Below are 17,449 nucleotides of genomic sequence, written 5' to 3' on the forward strand. Positions count from 1 at the left end.
TTTGATACCTTGCTTCTTTTTTCTTTGGAAAATTGGTTAAGTTTTTTTAAAAATGTTATAATAACGTCATGCTAAAAAAACCAACATCAGCTTATGTTCATATTCCTTTTTGTACTCAGATTTGTTATTATTGTGATTTTTCAAAAGTGTTTATCAAAAATCAGCCTGTCGATGCGTATTTGCAGGCTCTTATTCGTGAATTTGAGCGTTACGATATTAAACAACTGCGTACCTTGTATATCGGTGGTGGGACTCCTACTGCCATCACTGCTCAGCAATTGGATTATTTGCTGACAAATCTTACTAAAAATTTGGATTTAAGTGTCTTGGAAGAATTCACCATTGAAGCCAATCCAGGTGATTTGACTGAGGACAAAATTGAGGTACTCAAACAATCAGCTGTCAATCGTGTGTCTTTGGGGGTGCAGACCTTTAACGACAAGCAATTGAAACAAATAGGTCGCAGCCACAATGAAGCTCAGATTTATGACACCATTGCCAGTTTAAAAGAAGCTGGATTTGATAACATTTCGATTGACTTGATTTATGCCTTGCCAGGTCAGACCATGTCTGATGTTAAGGAAAATGTTGCCAAGGCTTTAGCGCTAGATATTCCCCACCTCAGTTTGTACAGTTTGATATTGGAACACCACACGGTTTTCATGAATAAAATGCGCCGTGGTAAGCTTAATTTGCCTCAAGAAGACCTTGAGGCGGAGATGTTTGACTACATCATTACAGAACTTGAGAAAAATGGCTTTGAGCATTATGAAATTTCCAATTTTACCAAACCTGGTTTTGAAAGTCGACATAATCTCATGTATTGGGACAATGCGGAATATTATGGTGTTGGTGCTGGGGCGTCTGGTTATATTGCTGGGGTGCGTTACCGTAACCAGGGGCCTATTCAACATTATTTGAAGGCTGTTTCAGAAGGTAATGCAAGATTGTCAGAAGAAGTTCTGACCAAAGAGGAAATGATGGAAGAAGAGCTGTTTCTAGGTTTACGTAAGAAATCAGGCGTTTCCATTGCCAAATTTGAAGAACGTTTTGGGATTTCCTTTGAGGAGCGTTATGGTCAAGTGGTTGCTGAATTGCGTCAACAAGGTCTTTTGGTGCCAGATGACGAGATGATTCGCATGACGAAAAAAGGTCTTTTCTTAGGCGATACTGTCGCAGAAAAATTTATCATATAGTAGGTAGTATTATGGGTTGTCATTATCAAGAAAAATATACGGTTCCTTTTTATGAAAGTGATATCAATTTCAACATGAAATTGCCAGAACTATTGTCCTTGGTCTTACAAGTGTCTGGTAAGCAATCGATGGCATTAGGCATCAGTAATGAGTTTATTTATGAAAAGTATCAGTTAGTTTGGATTGTGACGGACTATGCGATTGAAATTGAGCGTTTGCCCAAATACGCAGAAACCATCACCGTTGAAACCGTGCCAACGTCTTACAACAAACTCTTTTGTTACCGTGATTTTTACGTTTACGATGCCACAGGGGCAAAAATCATCACTATTCATTCGACCTTTGTTTTGATGGATTATGAAACCCGCAAGGTGCATTTTGTGATTGATGATTTGGTAGCTCCTTATCAAGCTGAAAAAATCAAGAAAATTTACCGCGGTCCTAAGTACGAGGATTTGGAAAATCCAGAAGAAACCTTGTATCATGTGCGTTTCTTTGACCTTGATTTGAACGGTCATGTCAATAACAGCAAGTATTTGGCGTGGATGTATGAGGGATTGGATTTTGAATTTTTGCAACACCACGTTCCTCGCAATATCCACCTCAAATACGTTAAAGAAATTCACTATGGTCATGATATCATTTCGCGCGTGGAACAAAAGGATTTGTCGACTAAACACGAAATTGTGACCCAAGGAACTGTTCATGCCCAAGCTTGCATCGAATGGCGAAGCATCGAAGAAAGCAGATTGTAAACTTTAACAATACAGATAAAAAAGGAGAATAATGTGACTTATAAAGGATACCTGATTGACTTAGACGGAACGATTTACAAGGGAAAGGAACGTATTCCTGCAGGGGAACGGTTTATTCAACGCTTGCAAGAAAGACATATTCCTTATGTTTTGGTGACCAATAATACCACACGCACACCTGAAGCGGTGCAAGAAATGTTAGCCAAGCAATTTAACGTTCAAACGCCGCTTGAAACCATTTATACAGCGACCATGGCAACGGTTGATTACATGAATGACATGAAGCGTGGCAAAACAGCGTACGTCATTGGTGAAACGGGCTTAAAAACAGCCATTGCAGAAGCTGGCTACGTTGAAGATACTGAAAATCCTGCCTATGTTGTGGTTGGGTTGGACACACAATTAACCTATGAAATGCTGGCAGTAGCCACCCTAGCCATCCAAAAAGGTGCCTTATTTATTGGGACCAACCCTGATTTAAATATCCCAACAGAGCGTGGCTTGATGCCAGGTGCGGGGTCTATTAGCAAATTCTTGGAAATTGCAACACGCGTCAAACCGATTTTCATTGGCAAACCTAATGCCATTATCATGAACAAAGCCCTAGACGTTTTAAATGTGAAGCGCGACCAAGCCATTATGGTGGGTGATAACTATTTGACAGACATCATGGCCGGTATCAAAAATGATATTGCAACTCTATTGGTGACAACTGGCTTTACCAAACCAGAAGAAGTGCCAACCTTGCCAATTCAACCTGACCACGTTCTCTCAAGCTTAGACGAATGGACTTTCGATGAAAAATAAGATTTGGACCTTTGCCACATGGCTTTGGCTTTTATCTGTGGCTATTTTAATCACGATTTACGGTGCTTGGTTGCTTTACCCATTTGAGGTTGATTGGTTGCATCTCACCTTGCAAGTGACCTTTCCCAAAGCAGATTTGCTTGATAACTTTAACGTGTTGATGACCTATCTCACCTCGCCTTTTTCACACACCTTGTCTATGCCTGATTTTCCTTCTTCTGCGGCAGGGCTCAAGCATTTTCAAGATGTGAAACACCTCTTTCACTTAACACAAGCGCTCTTTGTCGTGCTACTTTACCTATCTTGGTGTTTTTTGAAAAATGGCATCGTTAATAAAACCCTTTTTCTCCACCAAAGAGCATTTGTTTGGGCAGCCTTTTTACCAGTGTTAATTGCAGTAGCAGGCGTCTTAATTGGTTTTGAACAATTTTTTACGCTATTTCACGAAATGCTTTTTCCTGGTGATTCTACTTGGCTCTTTAACCCAGCCACAGACCCTATTATTTGGGTCTTACCAGAAACCTTTTTTTTGCATTGCTTTATTCTTTTCTTTGTGGCCTATGAAGTATTAATGCTTGGTTTGTTATTGATTTCCCGCCGTCAATTTACACAAAGGCTAAAGGCTAGAAAGGAGGACTAATAATGTCTCTTGCCTGGTATTACTGGTTTTTATTTGCCTGTTCTTGGCTCTTTGCCATCACCTTTTGGGTCAAATCTACCAATATTCCCCAAAAGTGGCTAAAAGCCCTCTTTGTTATCTGTGGCGTAATCGCCTTTTGTCTCCCCTTTTTCTGGGGCTGGCTCGTGAGTTAATGATGAAAAAATTAGAAAACAAGCGTATGAAAACGCTTGTTTTTTGAAATAAAGAAAAGTAAAATAGAAGTATAATTTTTTATTCTCAATTAGAAAATAAAAAAGCACCCGAATCGGGTGACATACTTGGATACGGACTAGCCTTATTTTAGCAGCGATTTCTGCTAATTTAACGACTTTTTACCAGCAACACATTGCTTTTGGTATTAGTATGACAATCACATTCATTTTAGCTGGTTTGGCTAGCGAACTTGTGACGATTAAAAAAGACGATTAGCACGCGCATCGTCTTTTCTTTTTTAGGTTATAAAAAAGCGTAAGTTAGTTAATTCTTACGCTTTCTGCCACAGAATATTTGTGACACGTTCCTGCTCAACCTCTTTCGCTTTTTCAGCTTACCATGCAAGCATGGTTTTTGCTGGGCGAAAGGAGGTGTTCGCATGGAACAAATCATACTTGTTCTTATTTTACTTTATTTGTTGAAGAATGACAAGAGTAAATAGGCAGAAAGCATACCCCCAAACGGGAATCCCGTTTGGGGGTCTTAGTTTTAGAGCTGTGTTGTTTCGAATGGTTCCAAGTATGTGGGACACCTGACATCGAGTATTGAAAATGATATCTTGCGTCCTACATACTTTGATAAAATTCTCCCTAAAACAGGTGCCTTGCCAGTTTTTGTTATGACGTCTAGCATCAAAAGAGAACTCGACTTAACAAGATACCACTACTTTAACATAAAAGGAAAAGTAGCGAGTGCTTTCTCCTGTCGGGGGATTTTCTCACTACTAATCTTAGTATGTTTTTAACAGAGGAAAAGGCACCATAATTTCTAAAGTGGATTTACCTACTACAGAATTATAGATCCAGTTTTTATTGTACACTTATCATTGTAAAGTTAAGTGAAAAAGGGCTAAAAAAAACCGAAATAACAGGATTTTTTGGCCTAAGAGGCCTAGAGTTTTTGGTGGAGCTATGATAAAATGGGAGGTGAAGTTCTCGTAAGCGTCTGAGAGCAAATAAAGATGGGAGGAGAGAATGGACGCTTTTCAATACATAAAACCAAAACTGTTTAGCACGCTCAAGGGTTACACTAGAGCACAGTTTGCAAAAGATCTTGTGGCTGGAATTATCGTGGCAATCATCGCTCTACCGTTATCAATTGCTTTGGCAATTGCGTCAGGTGTGAATCCAGAACAAGGGCTTTACACCGGTGTTATCGCTGGTTTTTTTATTTCGTTTTTAGGGGGAAGCCGCGTACAAATCGGTGGTCCAACCGCCGCCTTTGTTGTGATTATTTATGGCATCGTCTCGCAATATGGCATGAGTGGCTTGGCAACGGCTACTTTTTTAGCGGGTTTGATGATGATTGTCATGGGCTTGTTAAAATTTGGAAATTTAATCAGTTTTATTCCTAAAACCATTACGGTTGGTTTTACCTTGGGGATTGCCATTGGTATTTTAGTGGGGCAATTAAAGGATTTCTTGGGATTAAGCATGGGAGCAGTTCCTGCTGAATTTACAGATAAACTAGTAGCTTATGCCCAACACCTTAATACCATTCATTTGCCAACCTTGCTAATTGGTTTGTTGGCTCTTAGCATTCAGATTTTTTGGCCTCGTGTTTCTCAAAAAATACCAGGCTCACTGGTAGTTATTTTTGTAACAACTGCCATTGTTCAGCTGGCCCATTTATCTGTCCCAACGATTGGAGATTTGTACACCATTAAGGCAGGTTTACCAACCTTTTCAATGCCCAACATCTCCCTTTCGTTGGTGCGTCAACTGTTATCACCTGCCTTCACCATTGCTATTTTAGCGTCAATTGAATCCTTGCTGTCTTGTGTGGTTTCAGACGGTATGATTGGCAGTCGTCATCGCTCAAATGCTGAATTAGTTGGGCAAGGTGTGGGAAATATGATGTCGGCCTTATTCGGTGGCATTCCTGCAACAGGAGCTATTGCTCGTACAGCAGCCAACGTTAAAAACGGTGGACGCACGCCAATCGCTGGTATGACGCATGCACTTGTTTTGTTGTTAATTTTACTCTTTCTCATGCCCTATGCCTCTTTGATTCCAATGAGTTGCTTGGCGGCTATCTTGATTATGGTCGCATACAATATGAGTGGTTGGCGAACTTTTGTATATATGCTACGTACGGCTCCAAAGAGTGACATTGTTGTTTTGGTAACTACTCTATTGTTAACCGTCTTTTTTGATTTGGTGGTTGCGATTGAGTTTGGTATGGTTTTAGCGGCATTTTTATTCTTGAAACGAATGTCAGACATCGCGGAAGTTCGCCAATGGGTTGATGAAGCAGATAATGAGAATACTGACGCGCTTGATTTAAAAGTAGTGCCAAAAAATACCGTGGTTTATGAAGTGTTTGGTTCTTTGTTCTTTGGAACGACCAATGACTTTCTTGACATTAGCTATGAGGAAGGTAAAAATGCCCTGATTCTTCGGATGCGAAATGTTCCTGCTATGGATATTTCAGGGTTGGATGCTCTTGAAGAAATCCGTGAAACCTGTCAGCAACGTGGCATGACCTTGATTTTATCGCACGTCAACCCCCAACCTTTCCGTGTGATGAAAAAAGCAGGTTTTCTTGAAAAAATCGGTGAAAAGAATATCTGCCCAAACATTGATGCTTCCTTAAAACGAGCAGCAGAATTACAATAATTTGATAAAACGATGGCTAAGGGCTGTCGTTTTTTTACTTTTATAGAAGAAAATCAAAAAAAATGAAATGAAATTATGGAATTTTTCAATAATTTAGAAATTTTCTGTATTTTTTGAAAACAGTATGTTATAATAGTATCAATCATGAAAGAAAGTTATGGTTAGGAGGAACCATTTATGAAGATCACTTCAAATTGGAAACGTGTTGGATTAGGTGCAGTGACCTTGCTGTCGGCAGTGACCTTAGCAGCTTGTGGAGGTAGCAGTTCATCTTCGTCATCATCAAAAAACGAAATCAACTGGTGCATTCCAACTGAAATCAATACGTTAGACATTTCAAAAAACACTGATACTTACTCATCTATTGCCATTGGTAACTCAGGTAGTAACTTGCTTCGCCGCAATAAAAAAGGTGAATTGAAACCTGACTTGGCTGAAAAAGTTGAAGTTTCTGACGACGGTTTGACTTACACAGCAACCTTGCGTGATAACTTGAAATGGTCAGACGGTAGCGACTTAACTGCTGAAGATTTTGTTTACACATGGCAACGTATTGTTGACCCAACAACAGCTTCAGAGTATGCTTACCTTGCTTCTGATGCACACGTTTTGAATGCCGAAGAAGTGATCGCTGGTACTAAGAGTGTTGACGAACTTGGTGTTAAAGCAGATGGCAATAAAGTTATCTTTACTTTGTCTAGCCCTTCACCTCAGTTCATGAGTCTTCTTTCGTTTACAAACTTCATGCCACAAAGCAAAGCATTTGTAGAAAAAGCAGGTGCTGATTACGGAACAAACTCAGATAAAGCCCTTTACTCTGGTCCATACACTGTTGAAGATTGGAACGGTACAAGTGGCACATTCAAGTTGGTTAAAAACAAATACTACTGGGATGCTGACAATGTGAAAAACGAAAAAGTCAACATTCAAACCATCAAGAAACCAGATACAGCCGTTCAAATGTATAAAGACGGCGAACTTGATGCAGCTGGTATCTCAGGTACAGAAGCCATCTACAACGCTAACAAAAACAATAAAGACGTTGTCCAAGTTCCAGAAGCAACAACAGCTTACCTGGTTTATAACGAAACTGGTACTGTACCAGCTTTGACAAATACTAAAATCCGTCAAGCTCTTAACTTGGCAACAGACCGCGAAGGTATCGTTAAAGCCGCTATCGACACCGGTTCTAAAGCAGCAACTGCCTTGGTACCTTATGGACTTGAAACGTTGCCTGATGGTACAGACTTGACTGATTACGTTGAGCCAGGTTATAGCTATGATGAGAAAGAAGCAACAAAACTCTTTAAAGAAGGTTTAGCAGAATTGGGTACAGACTCTGTTAAATTGACTATCACATCAGATGCTGATAGCCCAGTTGCAAAAGCGACTGTTGATTACCTCAAACAAACTTGGGAAGAAGCTCTTCCAGGATTGACTGTTGAAGAAAAATTCGTTACCTTCAAACAACGTCTAGAAGATACTAAGAACCAAAACTTTGATGTTGCCCTTGTTCTTTGGGGTGGTGACTACCCAGAAGGTTCAACATTCTACGGATTGTTCACATCAAATTCATCATATAACTATGGTAAATTCTCAAACACTGATTACGATGCTGCTTATAAAAAAGCTATCACAACAGATGCTCTAGATCCAGAAGCAGCTGCTGAAGACTACAAAGAAGCAGAAAAAATCCTTTACGAAAATGCTTACTACAACCCAATCTACTTCCGTAGTACAGAATCACTTCAAAATCCTTCATTGAAAGGACTTGTTCGTAACTCAACAGGATTATCAGTTGACTTTACTTACGCTTACAAAGAATAAGGCTTAGGTTATTAAACAAGGGTAGGGTTTACCTACCTTGTTTTCTTTGTGCTTTGAAAATGCTACAATAAAAAGAGTGCCATTATAGAAAGGTTAGTATGCGTTTAGATAAATTTTTAATTGAAGCAGGGTTGGGATCGAGAACAGAGGTCAAGCAATTGCTCAAGAAAAAACAAATTTGTGTGAATGATAAGATTGAAACGTCAGCAAAACGCCAAATAGATGCCTCAACTGATGAGATTGTCTTTGACAATCAAAGACTTGTTTATGAAAAATACGTTTATTATCTCTTGAACAAGCCAAAAGGGGTTATTTCAGCTACGGAGGACAACCATCATCAAACGGTTTTGGATTTGTTGGATAAAACGGCTTGGGATAAGGAAGTCTTTCCAGTGGGGCGTTTGGATATTGATACCCATGGGCTTTTGCTATTGACCAATAATGGGAAACTAGCTCATGCCATGTTATCACCTAAAAAACACGTGGAGAAAACCTATCGTGCCAAGGTGGCTGGTGTGATGACAAAAGAAGACGTAGCTGCTTTTGCTGAAGGGATTACCTTGAAAGACTTTGTTTGCCAGCCTGCTCGATTGAGCATTTTAGAGGTTGATAAGGTCACGGATACGAGTTTTGTTGAGATTACGATTAAAGAGGGAAAATTTCATCAGGTGAAACGCATGGTTCAATCTTGCGGGAAAACCGTGGTGGATTTGCAGCGCATCAGCATGGGACCTTTACAATTGGATACCTCGTTAGCATTGGGAGAATGGCGTCGCTTAAGTGCTGAAGAAGTGGCTTCTTTAGCAGAATTTGGTGTGGAATTGTAGTAGTTATTTGATTATTTGCTGCTTTAATGTTATGATAATAGGTATAAAGTAAATGAGCGAGGTATGTAATAGTGGCATTTGGTGAAAACGGACCGCGTAAAAAAACGCTATTTGAAAAATTAACAATGGTAGTTGTTATCTTGATGCTTCTTGTAACCGTAGGGGGCATTGTAGCGGCTGCTATCGGTTCTATTATGTAAGAAACGCTGAAGAGGCGTTTTTTTATGCTTTAGTGCAATTTTAATGAAAGAATAGGAAATAATCATGAGTATGTTTTTAGATACCGCAAAAATCAGTGTCAAAGCTGGTCGTGGCGGTGATGGAATGGTTGCATTTCGTCGTGAAAAATACGTTCCCAACGGTGGACCTTGGGGTGGTGATGGCGGAAAAGGAGGCTCAGTCATCTTTAAAGTGGATGAAGGTTTGCGCACCTTGATGGATTTTCGTTATAACCGCATTTTCAAAGCCAAATCAGGTGAAAAAGGTATGACTAAGGGAATGCATGGTCGTGGGGCAGAGGACTTGATTGTTCGAGTGCCGCAAGGAACGACAGTACGCGATGCCGAAACTGGCAAAGTTATCACTGACTTGGTTGAAAATGGTCAAGAATTTGTAGTTGCTCGTGGTGGACGTGGTGGACGCGGTAATATCCGCTTTGCGACTCCGCGTAACCCTGCACCTGAAATTGCTGAGAATGGTGAGCCAGGTGAAGAGCGTGAATTGCAGTTGGAATTGAAAATCTTGGCAGATGTTGGTTTGGTCGGTTTCCCATCAGTTGGTAAATCAACCTTGCTAAGTGTCGTGACAGCCGCTAAACCTAAAATTGGTGCTTATCACTTCACCACAATCGTGCCAAACCTAGGTATGGTTCGCACCAAATCAGGTGACAGTTTTGCTATGGCTGATTTGCCAGGCTTGATTGAAGGGGCTTCGCAAGGTGTTGGACTTGGAACACAATTTCTTCGCCATATTGAGCGCACTCGCGTTATTTTGCATGTGATTGATATGTCAGCTAGCGAAGGACGTGATCCATACGAAGACTATCTAGCGATTAACAACGAGCTTGAAACTTACAATCTTCGTTTAATGGAGCGCCCACAAATTATCGTGGCCAATAAGATGGATATGCCAGAAGCCGAAGAAAACTTGAAAGTCTTTAAGGAAAAATTGGCTGCGAATTACGATGATTTCGAAGAAATACCAATGATTTTCCCAATTTCAAGCTTGGCACATCAAGGTTTGGATAATCTTATGGAAGCAACAGCAGAATTGCTTGCTAAGACAGATGAATTCTTGCTTTATACTGATGATGACATGGTGGATGAAGAAGTTTACTATGGCTTTGATCCAGACGAACCTCCATTTGAGATTTCACGTGATGACGATGCAGCATGGGTATTGTCAGGTGAAAAACTTGAAAAGCTCTTTGTCATGACCAATATGGAACGCGACGAATCTATAATGAAATTTGCCCGTCAATTGCGTGGTATGGGTGTCGATGAAGCCCTTCGTGAACGCGGAGCCAAAGATGGTGATATCGTCCGAATCGGTAACATTGAATTTGAATTTGTAGATTAACCTGCCACTTGTCGTTGATAGCATAGTTATCTAACGATAGGAATTGTGATGATTTATAATTGATCTTATATTGTATTTTATTGGGGGTTCTTATGGGAGATAAACCGATATCTTTTAGAGATAAAGATGGGAATTTTGTATCAGCAGCCGATGTTTGGAATGCTGAAAAGCTAGAAGAACTGTTCAATACATTAAACCCAAATAGACGTTTGCGGTTGGAGCGCGAAAAGTTAGCCGCAAAAAAGCAGGAGAAATAAAAGAATAAAGCCTGCTTACTTTAAAAACTAGCCTATATGGCTAGGTTTTTTATCTAGAGTAAAAGTATTATAGCTGCAAAATGACAACACTCCTAATAGATTTAGAGAGTTACTAGTTCCTGATAAAAATAATATTGATTTTTATCGGGAGCTAGTAAGAAATCAAGTTATCTACCTGATAGTAGATAACGTAAAAAGTCGAGATACTTTAGCATCCGACCATTTTCAAAAGGTTATTAGCAAAAAGAGCAAGTTCGATAATAACTTGCTCTTTTTGCTAATAAGTGAGTTAGCTAAGTGTTATAACACTTAGCGTAGAAAAGCCAGCAACTTTAGTTGTTGGCTTTTCTTACTCAGTTACACGTTCAAGACTTTATCTAGGAAGTCTTTTAGACGTGGGTGCTGTGGGTTGTCGAAGATTTGTTCTGGTGTGCCGTCTTCGATAAATTCACCGCCGTCTGTGAAGATAACGCGGTTCGCCACTTGGCGTGCAAATCCCATTTCGTGGGTTACAATCAACATGGTCATGCCTTGTTCTGCCAAGTCTTTCATAACGTTCAATACATCCCCGACCATTTCAGGGTCAAGGGCAGATGTTGGTTCGTCAAAAAGCATGATATCAGGTTTCAAGGCCAAACTACGAGCGATGGCGACACGTTGTTTTTGTCCTCCAGATAGGCTATCTGGTTTGGCATCGCGTTTATCTGCAAGGCCAACTTTTTCAAGCAATTCCATCGCGTGTTTTTCAGCTTCTTCCTTGCTTTCTTTTCCTAATTCGACAGGAGCGAAAGTGATGTTTTCAAGCACGGTCATGTGTGGGAAAAGGTTGAAATGTTGGAACACCATACCGATGTTTTCACGGGCTTTATCGACGTTCGTTTTAGGGTCAGAAAGTTCGTAACCGTCAACGATGACTTTACCGCTAGTGATGGTTTCAAGTAAGTTGAGTGTGCGTAGGAAAGTTGATTTTCCTGAACCAGATGGTCCAATGATACAAACAACGTCTCCTTCATGAAACTGAGTGGTAATTCCTTTTAAGACTTCATTGTCTCCGTAAGATTTATGTAAATCTTGAACATCAATTTTCAATTCTGACATTACTTAAGCCTCTTTTCTAACAGTTTTGCTAAACGAGTCAAAAGGGTAATCATTACGAGGTAAATAACTGCTAAGATAGCGTACATACGGAATGATTGGTAGTTACGGGCGATAATGATTTTACCTGTTTGGAAGAGTTCCACAAGACCAATCGCTGACATGATTGTTGTATCTTTCAATGAGATAACGAATTGGTTGATAAAGCTTGGTAGCATGAGGCGAACAGCTTGAGGTAAAATAACTTTGCGCATGGTTGTGCCGTATGAGATACCCAAACTACGGCTGGCTTCCATTTGACCTTTTGGTACGGCTTCAATTCCTCCACGGACAATTTCGGCGATGTAAGCACCAGCATTTAGTGAGAGGGCGATAGTCGCTGCTAGGAAGTCGTTGATAGGGCTTTGGCGACCTGTGATTGATTCGATAAGGTTTGGAATTCCCCAGAAAATGAAGGCCGCAACAATCATTAGTGGGATACCACGAATCACGTCAACAAAGACTGCTGAGATACCACGTAGGACTTTATTTGGAGCGACAGCCATCATACCAAAGATGATACCGATAACAGTGGCAATCGCAAATGAAATCAAGGTTAAGCCAAGGGTTGTTCCTAAACCAGCCAACAATTGACGGTAGTTGTTTTTAAGAAGTCCCCAAATCGTTGTTTCATTCACGCTTGAATCAGATGATGAGCTAGATGTATCTGAAGAAGTTGTGAGGTATTTAGCAACTAATTTGTCGTAAGTACCGTTTGCTTTAAGGGCTGCAAGTCCGTTGTTGAACATTTCAATCAATTCAGGATTTGAACCAGCTTTAACGGCAAATCCGACGGTACCTGAAGCTTCACCAGGAATTGGTGTTTCAAAGTTGCGTCCTTGTTGGATAGCGTAAGCCAAAACAGCTTCATCATCCATCAAGGCATCAATTGAACCTGAGTTCAAACTATCGTACAATGTAGAAGCTTCATCAAAAGCTTTCAAAGTGTAGTGGTATTGATCAGCGTGTTCTTCCAACCAAGTGTAAGAAGAAGTACCGTTTTTAGCTCCAACGGTTTTACCAGAAAGGTCTTCGTATGATTTAACAGAGCTTCCTTTTTTAACCGCTAGGATGATATTGGTTGTGTAATAAGGATCTGAGAAGTTAAAGATAGCTTTACGGGCATCTGTGATAGTCATTCCCGCGATAACCCCATCAGCTTGTCCTGATTGCACTGCATTGAGTGCTGCATCAAAGCCGATATTGTTGATTTTGATGTTGAAACCTTGTTGTTTGGCAATGGCCTTAATCAAGTCCATATCAAAACCAGTATAGGTGTTATTACCGTCTTGGTATTCAAATGGTGCAAATGATGTATCAGATGCGATGATATAAGTATCTTTGACTGGAGTGGCTTTGGCCTTAGCGTCACCAGTTGATTCTAATTCACTAATGTCTTCGCCTAGCCATTTTTTCATAATAGCATCATAAGTACCGTCTTCCTTCATAGAAGCAAGACCTTCGTTAAATTCATCGATAAGGTATTCGTATTGGCTACCTTTTTTAACGGCAAAGGCAAAGCTACCGACTTTTTCGCCGTCCATGTTAATGGCGTAATCTTTACCTTGTTTGATAGCGTATTGAACAACAGGTTCGTCGTCCATGGCAGCGTCAATAGAACCAGCATCAAGGCTGTTATTCATAAGATCACTGGTATCAAATGTTTTGATGGTGTAACCGTATTTTTCTTGATTATCTTTCAAGAAGCTTTGAGAAGCGGTTCCATTTTTAACCCCGATGGTTTTTCCTTTAAGCTGTTTGTAGCTTGAAATTTTAGCGTTGCCACGTGTATATACAACAACAGCGGTATCGTAGTAAGGATCAGAAAAAGTGAATACTTTCTTACGAGCGTCTGTGATTGTCGTACCAGCCATCAAGGCATCTGCTTGTCCAGACTGAACGGCATTTACCGCCGCATCAAAACCTGGGAAGGTCATATCAACGTCCCAGCCTTCGCGTTTGGCAACTTCATTGATAATATCAACGTCAATACCTTTATAGGTTTGATCTGAGTCTTTAAATTCAAATGGGGCATAGGCGGTATCTGACACAATCTTAATCGTATCAGCGTGCGTCGTCTTTGCACCCAACACAAAGAATACAGAGAGCATAGCTAGCATAAGAGCTTTCAATTTGTGCTTCATGTTAGTCTCCTTTTTGGTTAGTATATAGTATCATTATATCAAAATTCACAAGTTAAGGCAAATTTAAGCAACAGACGATGTTAGAAAATATAACATAAAAATGCCAGTTGCTTTAAGAAGTCTAAAGCAGATTTTCCGTCAAACTTGTGTTAAAATGAGGACATCAAAGCAATGGAAGAGGAAGGCAAAACATGATTGATAGGGTAACAGATAATCAGTTTAAATTAGTATCAAAATACCAGCCTGCTGGTGACCAGCCAGAAGCAATTAAGGAATTGGTTGATAATATTGAAGGCGGTGAAAAGGCGCAGATTCTGTTGGGAGCAACGGGAACTGGTAAAACGTACACGATGAGTCAGGTGATTGCTCAGGTTAACAAGCCAACCTTGGTCATTGCCCACAATAAAACCTTGGCGGGCCAGCTTTACGGGGAATTTAAGGAATTTTTCCCTGATAATGCCGTGGAATATTTCGTATCTTATTATGACTATTACCAACCTGAGGCTTATGTGCCATCAAGTGACACTTATATTGAAAAAGACAGCTCGGTGAATGATGAAATTGATAAATTGCGTCACTCGGCGACCTCTGCCTTGCTGGAACGTAACGATGTGATTGTTGTCGCATCGGTGTCTTGTATCTATGGTTTGGGTTCGCCCAAAGAATATGCAGATAGCGTGGTTAGCTTACGTCCTGGACAAGAAATCTCACGTGATCAGTTGTTGAATGACTTAGTGGACATTCAGTTTGAGCGAAATGATATTGATTTCCAACGTGGGCGTTTTCGTGTGCGCGGCGATGTGGTTGAAATTTTCCCAGCCAGCCGTGATGACCATGCCTTTCGTGTGGAATTTTTCGGGGATGAAATTGACCGTATCTGCGAAATTGAAAGTTTGACAGGACGAGTGCTTGGCGAGGTGGAACACTTGGCGATTTTCCCAGCCACTCACTTCGTGACCAACGAAGAGCACATGGAGCACGCCATCAAGGAGATCTTGGCGGAAATGGAAGAACAGGTCAAACAATTTGAGTCAGAAGGCAAACTCATCGAGGCGCAACGTATTCGCCAGCGGACAGAGTACGATGTGGAAATGCTCCGCGAAATGGGCTACACTAGCGGTGTCGAAAACTATTCTCGCTATATGGATGGTCGTTCAGAAGGCGAGCCACCGTTTACCTTGCTAGACTTTTTCCCAGAGGATTTTCTCATCATGGTGGATGAAAGTCACATGACCATGGGACAAATCAAAGGCATGTATAACGGGGACCGTTCGCGTAAAGAAATGCTGGTTAATCACGGTTTCCGTTTGCCAAGTGCCTTGGATAATCGTCCTTTACGTCGGGAAGAGTTTGAAAGCCACGTTCACCAAATTGTTTATGTGTCAGCCACTCCAGGTGACTACGAGCTAGAGCAAACGGATACCATTGTTGAACAAATCATCCGTCCGACTGGATTGCTTGATCCTGAGGTTGAAGTGCGTCCGACCATGGGGCAAATGGACGACCTGCTGGGTGAAATCAATGCCCGTGTGGAAAAAGGTGAGCGAACCTTCATTACCACTTTAACCAAGAAAATGGCAGAAGACTTGACCGATTACTTGAAGGAAATGGGTGTCAAGGTCAAATACATGCACTCAGATATTAAGACGCTAGAACGGACAGAAATCATTCGTGACCTGCGTCTGGGCGTCTTTGATGTCTTAATTGGTATCAATTTGCTGCGCGAAGGAATTGACGTGCCTGAGGTTAGCTTGGTGGCCATCTTGGATGCTGACAAAGAAGGTTTTTTGCGAAATGAACGTGGCTTAATCCAAACTATCGGACGAGCTGCTCGTAATAGTGAGGGACACGTTATCATGTATGCGGACAAGATTACCGAATCCATGCAAAAAGCCATGGATGAAACGGCTCGTCGTCGTGAAATCCAAATGCGTTACAACAAAGAACACGGCATTGTCCCACAAACCATTAAGAAAGACATTCGTGATTTGATTGCGATCTCGAAAACGGCTGACACCGACGTGGCAGAAGATATTCCTGATTACAACAGCATGACGAAAAAAGAACGCCAAGACACCATCAAAAAACTCCAAAAACAAATGCAAGAAGCCGCAGAAATCCTTGACTTTGAACTGGCAGCCCAATTACGCGATATGGTGCTAGAATTAAAGGCGATGGATTAATAATAGGATAAATTCATCCTATTATTTTGTTTTTCGTCATTAAAAATGATATGATAATCAAAAAGGAGGGCAATCATAATGCAAATCGATCTTGAAAATTTAGTTCCAATCACTGAGGCAAATCAAAATTTTTCTAAAGTAGCTCGTATGGTTGACAATAAAGGAACGGCTGTTATTTTAAAGAATAATAAACCTAAATATGTCCTGCTTGATTACAATACCCTAGTTCAAGAAGAACAAGAAGAAACAGTTGTTGCAGATCAAGCTAGTGTTGATGATGTGGCAAATGCTATTTTGTCAAGACATTTAGATGCTTTTAAGGAACTCGCAAAATGAAACATTTAACCGTTGAACAGGTTATTGCCCTACATAGTCAATTAATTGCAGCTTCTGGAGGTGTAGATGGTGTTCGCGACAAAGGATTAGTCGAATCATCGCTTTCTAATGTTTTCGATGTTTATTTTGGAGTTGATCGCTATCCAACTATTGAAGAGAAGGCTTCTAGGCTATGTTACTCTTTGATTAAGAATCACGCTTTTTTAGATGGTAATAATTGTATAGGTATTTTTGTGATGCTCGTACTCCTAGAAATTAATGGTATTGTACTGGAGTGTACAGATGAAGAATTGGTTCATCTTGGGATTGGTATAGCAGCATCACAAATAACGTATGAAGCTATTTTAGATTTTGTAGAAAATCATTGATTTTCGTATATGAGGAGGACGAGATGTCACGTTCACAAAATGTGATTTTAACCAATATGTGTCTGATTGAGGACGATCGGGGGCGGTTGGTGATGCAGATTCGGGACCCAAAACGTTATGCTTGGTCAGGAGCTGCTCTACCAGGTGGACACATTGAGCCGCATGAAAGCTTGGTTGAATCGGTTATTCGTGAAATTAAGGAAGAAACGGGCTTAACCATCAAACACCCGCAATTAGTTGGCATGAAACATTGGTACACCAAGGACGATGAGCGTTATCTGGTCTTTCTTTATCGCACGTCTGAATTTGAAGGTAACCTTCGTTCGTCTGATGAGGGCGAAGTCAAATGGGTATCTCGACAAGAGTTGCCACAACTTCCTCTTGCCTATGATATGCTGAATTTACTTCGTGTCTTTGATGAGGATAATCTCAACGAACTCTTTTACCGCGAACGCTTAGAAGATGACTTCCTACGCGAATTTTGGTGAGTATTGCCTTGATAAAACAACAAAAAAGCTTGGACGGATAATCCAAGCTTTTCGTGT

Annotated in this window: 17 protein-coding genes; 15 read left to right on the forward strand and 2 right to left on the reverse strand. The window is 40.6% G+C overall.

The annotated features are described in order from the left end of the window. Nucleotides 1-68 precede the first annotated feature (68 nt). The 11 genes from hemW (at nucleotide 69) to HFK82_RS01725 (ending at nucleotide 10,739) form a co-directional block, all read left to right on the forward strand. On the forward strand, nucleotides 69-1,196 hold the full coding sequence (hemW, locus tag HFK82_RS01670) for a radical SAM family heme chaperone HemW (RefSeq protein WP_168260570.1): 1,128 nt from the start codon (nucleotides 69-71) through the stop codon (nucleotides 1,194-1,196). A gap of 11 nt (nucleotides 1,197-1,207) precedes the next feature. Continuing rightward, nucleotides 1,208-1,951, forward strand: coding sequence for an acyl-ACP thioesterase domain-containing protein (locus HFK82_RS01675; protein WP_168260571.1), 744 nt, complete (start codon nucleotides 1,208-1,210; stop codon nucleotides 1,949-1,951). Between the two features lie 33 nt (nucleotides 1,952-1,984). Next, a complete protein-coding gene (locus tag HFK82_RS01680; protein ID WP_167829320.1) occupies nucleotides 1,985-2,758 on the forward strand; it encodes a TIGR01457 family HAD-type hydrolase in 774 nt (257 codons plus the stop codon). Further along, nucleotides 2,748-3,398, forward strand: coding sequence for a TIGR01906 family membrane protein (locus HFK82_RS01685; RefSeq protein WP_168260572.1), 651 nt, complete (start codon nucleotides 2,748-2,750; stop codon nucleotides 3,396-3,398). The genes HFK82_RS01680 and HFK82_RS01685 overlap by 11 nt, the downstream gene beginning before the upstream one ends. A 303-nt stretch (nucleotides 3,399-3,701) precedes the next feature. After that, nucleotides 3,702-3,848, forward strand: coding sequence for a DUF1056 family protein (locus HFK82_RS09340; RefSeq protein ID WP_168260590.1), 147 nt, complete (start codon nucleotides 3,702-3,704; stop codon nucleotides 3,846-3,848). Nucleotides 3,849-4,606: 758 nt separating this feature from the next. Continuing rightward, nucleotides 4,607-6,250: a SulP family inorganic anion transporter gene (locus tag HFK82_RS01700; RefSeq protein ID WP_168260573.1), complete on the forward strand. Its 1,644-nt coding sequence runs from the start codon at nucleotides 4,607-4,609 to the stop codon at nucleotides 6,248-6,250. Between the two features lie 177 nt (nucleotides 6,251-6,427). Further along, nucleotides 6,428-8,077, forward strand: a complete 1,650-nt coding sequence (locus HFK82_RS01705) for a peptide ABC transporter substrate-binding protein (protein WP_168260574.1) — start codon at nucleotides 6,428-6,430, stop codon at nucleotides 8,075-8,077. A gap of 98 nt (nucleotides 8,078-8,175) precedes the next feature. Beyond that, nucleotides 8,176-8,904, forward strand: a complete 729-nt coding sequence (locus HFK82_RS01710; protein ID WP_154454677.1) for a pseudouridine synthase — start codon at nucleotides 8,176-8,178, stop codon at nucleotides 8,902-8,904. Between the two features lie 71 nt (nucleotides 8,905-8,975). Further along, nucleotides 8,976-9,104 carry a DUF4044 domain-containing protein gene (locus HFK82_RS01715; protein ID WP_167829270.1) on the forward strand — a complete coding sequence of 43 codons (129 nt, stop codon included), beginning with the start codon at nucleotides 8,976-8,978 and terminating at the stop codon, nucleotides 9,102-9,104. 64 nt (nucleotides 9,105-9,168) lie between these two features. After that, nucleotides 9,169-10,482, forward strand: a complete 1,314-nt coding sequence (gene obgE / locus HFK82_RS01720; RefSeq protein WP_168260575.1) for a GTPase ObgE — start codon at nucleotides 9,169-9,171, stop codon at nucleotides 10,480-10,482. A 92-nt stretch (nucleotides 10,483-10,574) separates the two neighbouring features. Then, complete coding sequence (locus tag HFK82_RS01725) at nucleotides 10,575-10,739, forward strand: hypothetical protein (RefSeq protein ID WP_168260576.1); 165 nt, start codon at nucleotides 10,575-10,577, stop codon at nucleotides 10,737-10,739. Between the two features lie 357 nt (nucleotides 10,740-11,096). On the opposite strand, the gene HFK82_RS01730 is transcribed toward HFK82_RS01725, so the two are convergent. Both HFK82_RS01730 and HFK82_RS01735 read right to left on the reverse strand, forming a co-directional pair. After that, the gene (locus tag HFK82_RS01730) at nucleotides 11,097-11,837 is read right to left on the reverse strand and encodes an amino acid ABC transporter ATP-binding protein (protein ID WP_168260577.1); all 741 of its coding nucleotides are present in this window, start codon (nucleotides 11,835-11,837) and stop codon (nucleotides 11,097-11,099) included. Next, nucleotides 11,837-14,017, reverse strand: a complete 2,181-nt coding sequence (locus tag HFK82_RS01735; RefSeq protein ID WP_168260578.1) for an amino acid ABC transporter substrate-binding protein/permease — start codon at nucleotides 14,015-14,017, stop codon at nucleotides 11,837-11,839. The genes HFK82_RS01730 and HFK82_RS01735 overlap by 1 nt, the downstream gene beginning before the upstream one ends. 191 nt (nucleotides 14,018-14,208) lie before the next feature. Between HFK82_RS01735 and uvrB the strand changes: the two genes are divergently transcribed. The 4 genes from uvrB to HFK82_RS01755 all read left to right on the forward strand — a co-directional run bounded on the left by uvrB (nucleotide 14,209) and on the right by HFK82_RS01755 (nucleotide 17,392). Then, nucleotides 14,209-16,200, forward strand: a complete 1,992-nt coding sequence (gene uvrB / locus HFK82_RS01740) for an excinuclease ABC subunit UvrB (protein ID WP_154454682.1) — start codon at nucleotides 14,209-14,211, stop codon at nucleotides 16,198-16,200. A 78-nt stretch (nucleotides 16,201-16,278) separates the two neighbouring features. After that, nucleotides 16,279-16,536: a type II toxin-antitoxin system Phd/YefM family antitoxin gene (locus HFK82_RS01745; RefSeq protein WP_168260579.1), complete on the forward strand. Its 258-nt coding sequence runs from the start codon at nucleotides 16,279-16,281 to the stop codon at nucleotides 16,534-16,536. After that, nucleotides 16,533-16,904, forward strand: coding sequence for a type II toxin-antitoxin system death-on-curing family toxin (locus HFK82_RS01750; RefSeq protein ID WP_168260580.1), 372 nt, complete (start codon nucleotides 16,533-16,535; stop codon nucleotides 16,902-16,904). The genes HFK82_RS01745 and HFK82_RS01750 overlap by 4 nt, the downstream gene beginning before the upstream one ends. A gap of 23 nt (nucleotides 16,905-16,927) precedes the next feature. Beyond that, entirely contained in the window at nucleotides 16,928-17,392 is a 465-nt protein-coding gene (locus HFK82_RS01755; RefSeq protein ID WP_154454685.1) for an 8-oxo-dGTP diphosphatase, read from the forward strand. Nucleotides 17,393-17,449 lie beyond the last annotated feature (57 nt).

The sequence above is a fragment of the Streptococcus alactolyticus genome (assembly GCF_012277075.1).
GTDB lineage: Bacteria > Bacillota > Bacilli > Lactobacillales > Streptococcaceae > Streptococcus > Streptococcus alactolyticus.

Excerpts from the sequence above, each read along its gene's own strand:
- hemW (WP_168260570.1), top strand. The coding sequence starts at position 69 with ATGCTAAAAAAACCAACATCAGCTTATGTTCATATTCCTTTTTGTACT.
- HFK82_RS01675 (WP_168260571.1), top strand. The coding sequence starts at position 1,208 with ATGGGTTGTCATTATCAAGAAAAATATACGGTTCCTTTTTATGAAAGT.
- HFK82_RS01685 (WP_168260572.1), top strand. The coding sequence starts at position 2,748 with ATGAAAAATAAGATTTGGACCTTTGCCACATGGCTTTGGCTTTTATCT.
- HFK82_RS01700 (WP_168260573.1), top strand. The coding sequence starts at position 4,607 with ATGGACGCTTTTCAATACATAAAACCAAAACTGTTTAGCACGCTCAAG.
- HFK82_RS01705 (WP_168260574.1), top strand. The coding sequence starts at position 6,428 with ATGAAGATCACTTCAAATTGGAAACGTGTTGGATTAGGTGCAGTGACC.
- HFK82_RS01710 (WP_154454677.1), top strand. The coding sequence starts at position 8,176 with ATGCGTTTAGATAAATTTTTAATTGAAGCAGGGTTGGGATCGAGAACA.
- obgE (WP_168260575.1), top strand. The coding sequence starts at position 9,169 with ATGAGTATGTTTTTAGATACCGCAAAAATCAGTGTCAAAGCTGGTCGT.
- HFK82_RS01725 (WP_168260576.1), top strand. The coding sequence starts at position 10,575 with ATGGGAGATAAACCGATATCTTTTAGAGATAAAGATGGGAATTTTGTA.
- HFK82_RS01730 (WP_168260577.1), bottom strand. The coding sequence starts at position 11,837 with ATGTCAGAATTGAAAATTGATGTTCAAGATTTACATAAATCTTACGGA.
- HFK82_RS01735 (WP_168260578.1), bottom strand. The coding sequence starts at position 14,017 with ATGAAGCACAAATTGAAAGCTCTTATGCTAGCTATGCTCTCTGTATTC.
- uvrB (WP_154454682.1), top strand. The coding sequence starts at position 14,209 with ATGATTGATAGGGTAACAGATAATCAGTTTAAATTAGTATCAAAATAC.
- HFK82_RS01745 (WP_168260579.1), top strand. The coding sequence starts at position 16,279 with ATGCAAATCGATCTTGAAAATTTAGTTCCAATCACTGAGGCAAATCAA.
- HFK82_RS01750 (WP_168260580.1), top strand. The coding sequence starts at position 16,533 with ATGAAACATTTAACCGTTGAACAGGTTATTGCCCTACATAGTCAATTA.
- HFK82_RS01755 (WP_154454685.1), top strand. The coding sequence starts at position 16,928 with ATGTCACGTTCACAAAATGTGATTTTAACCAATATGTGTCTGATTGAG.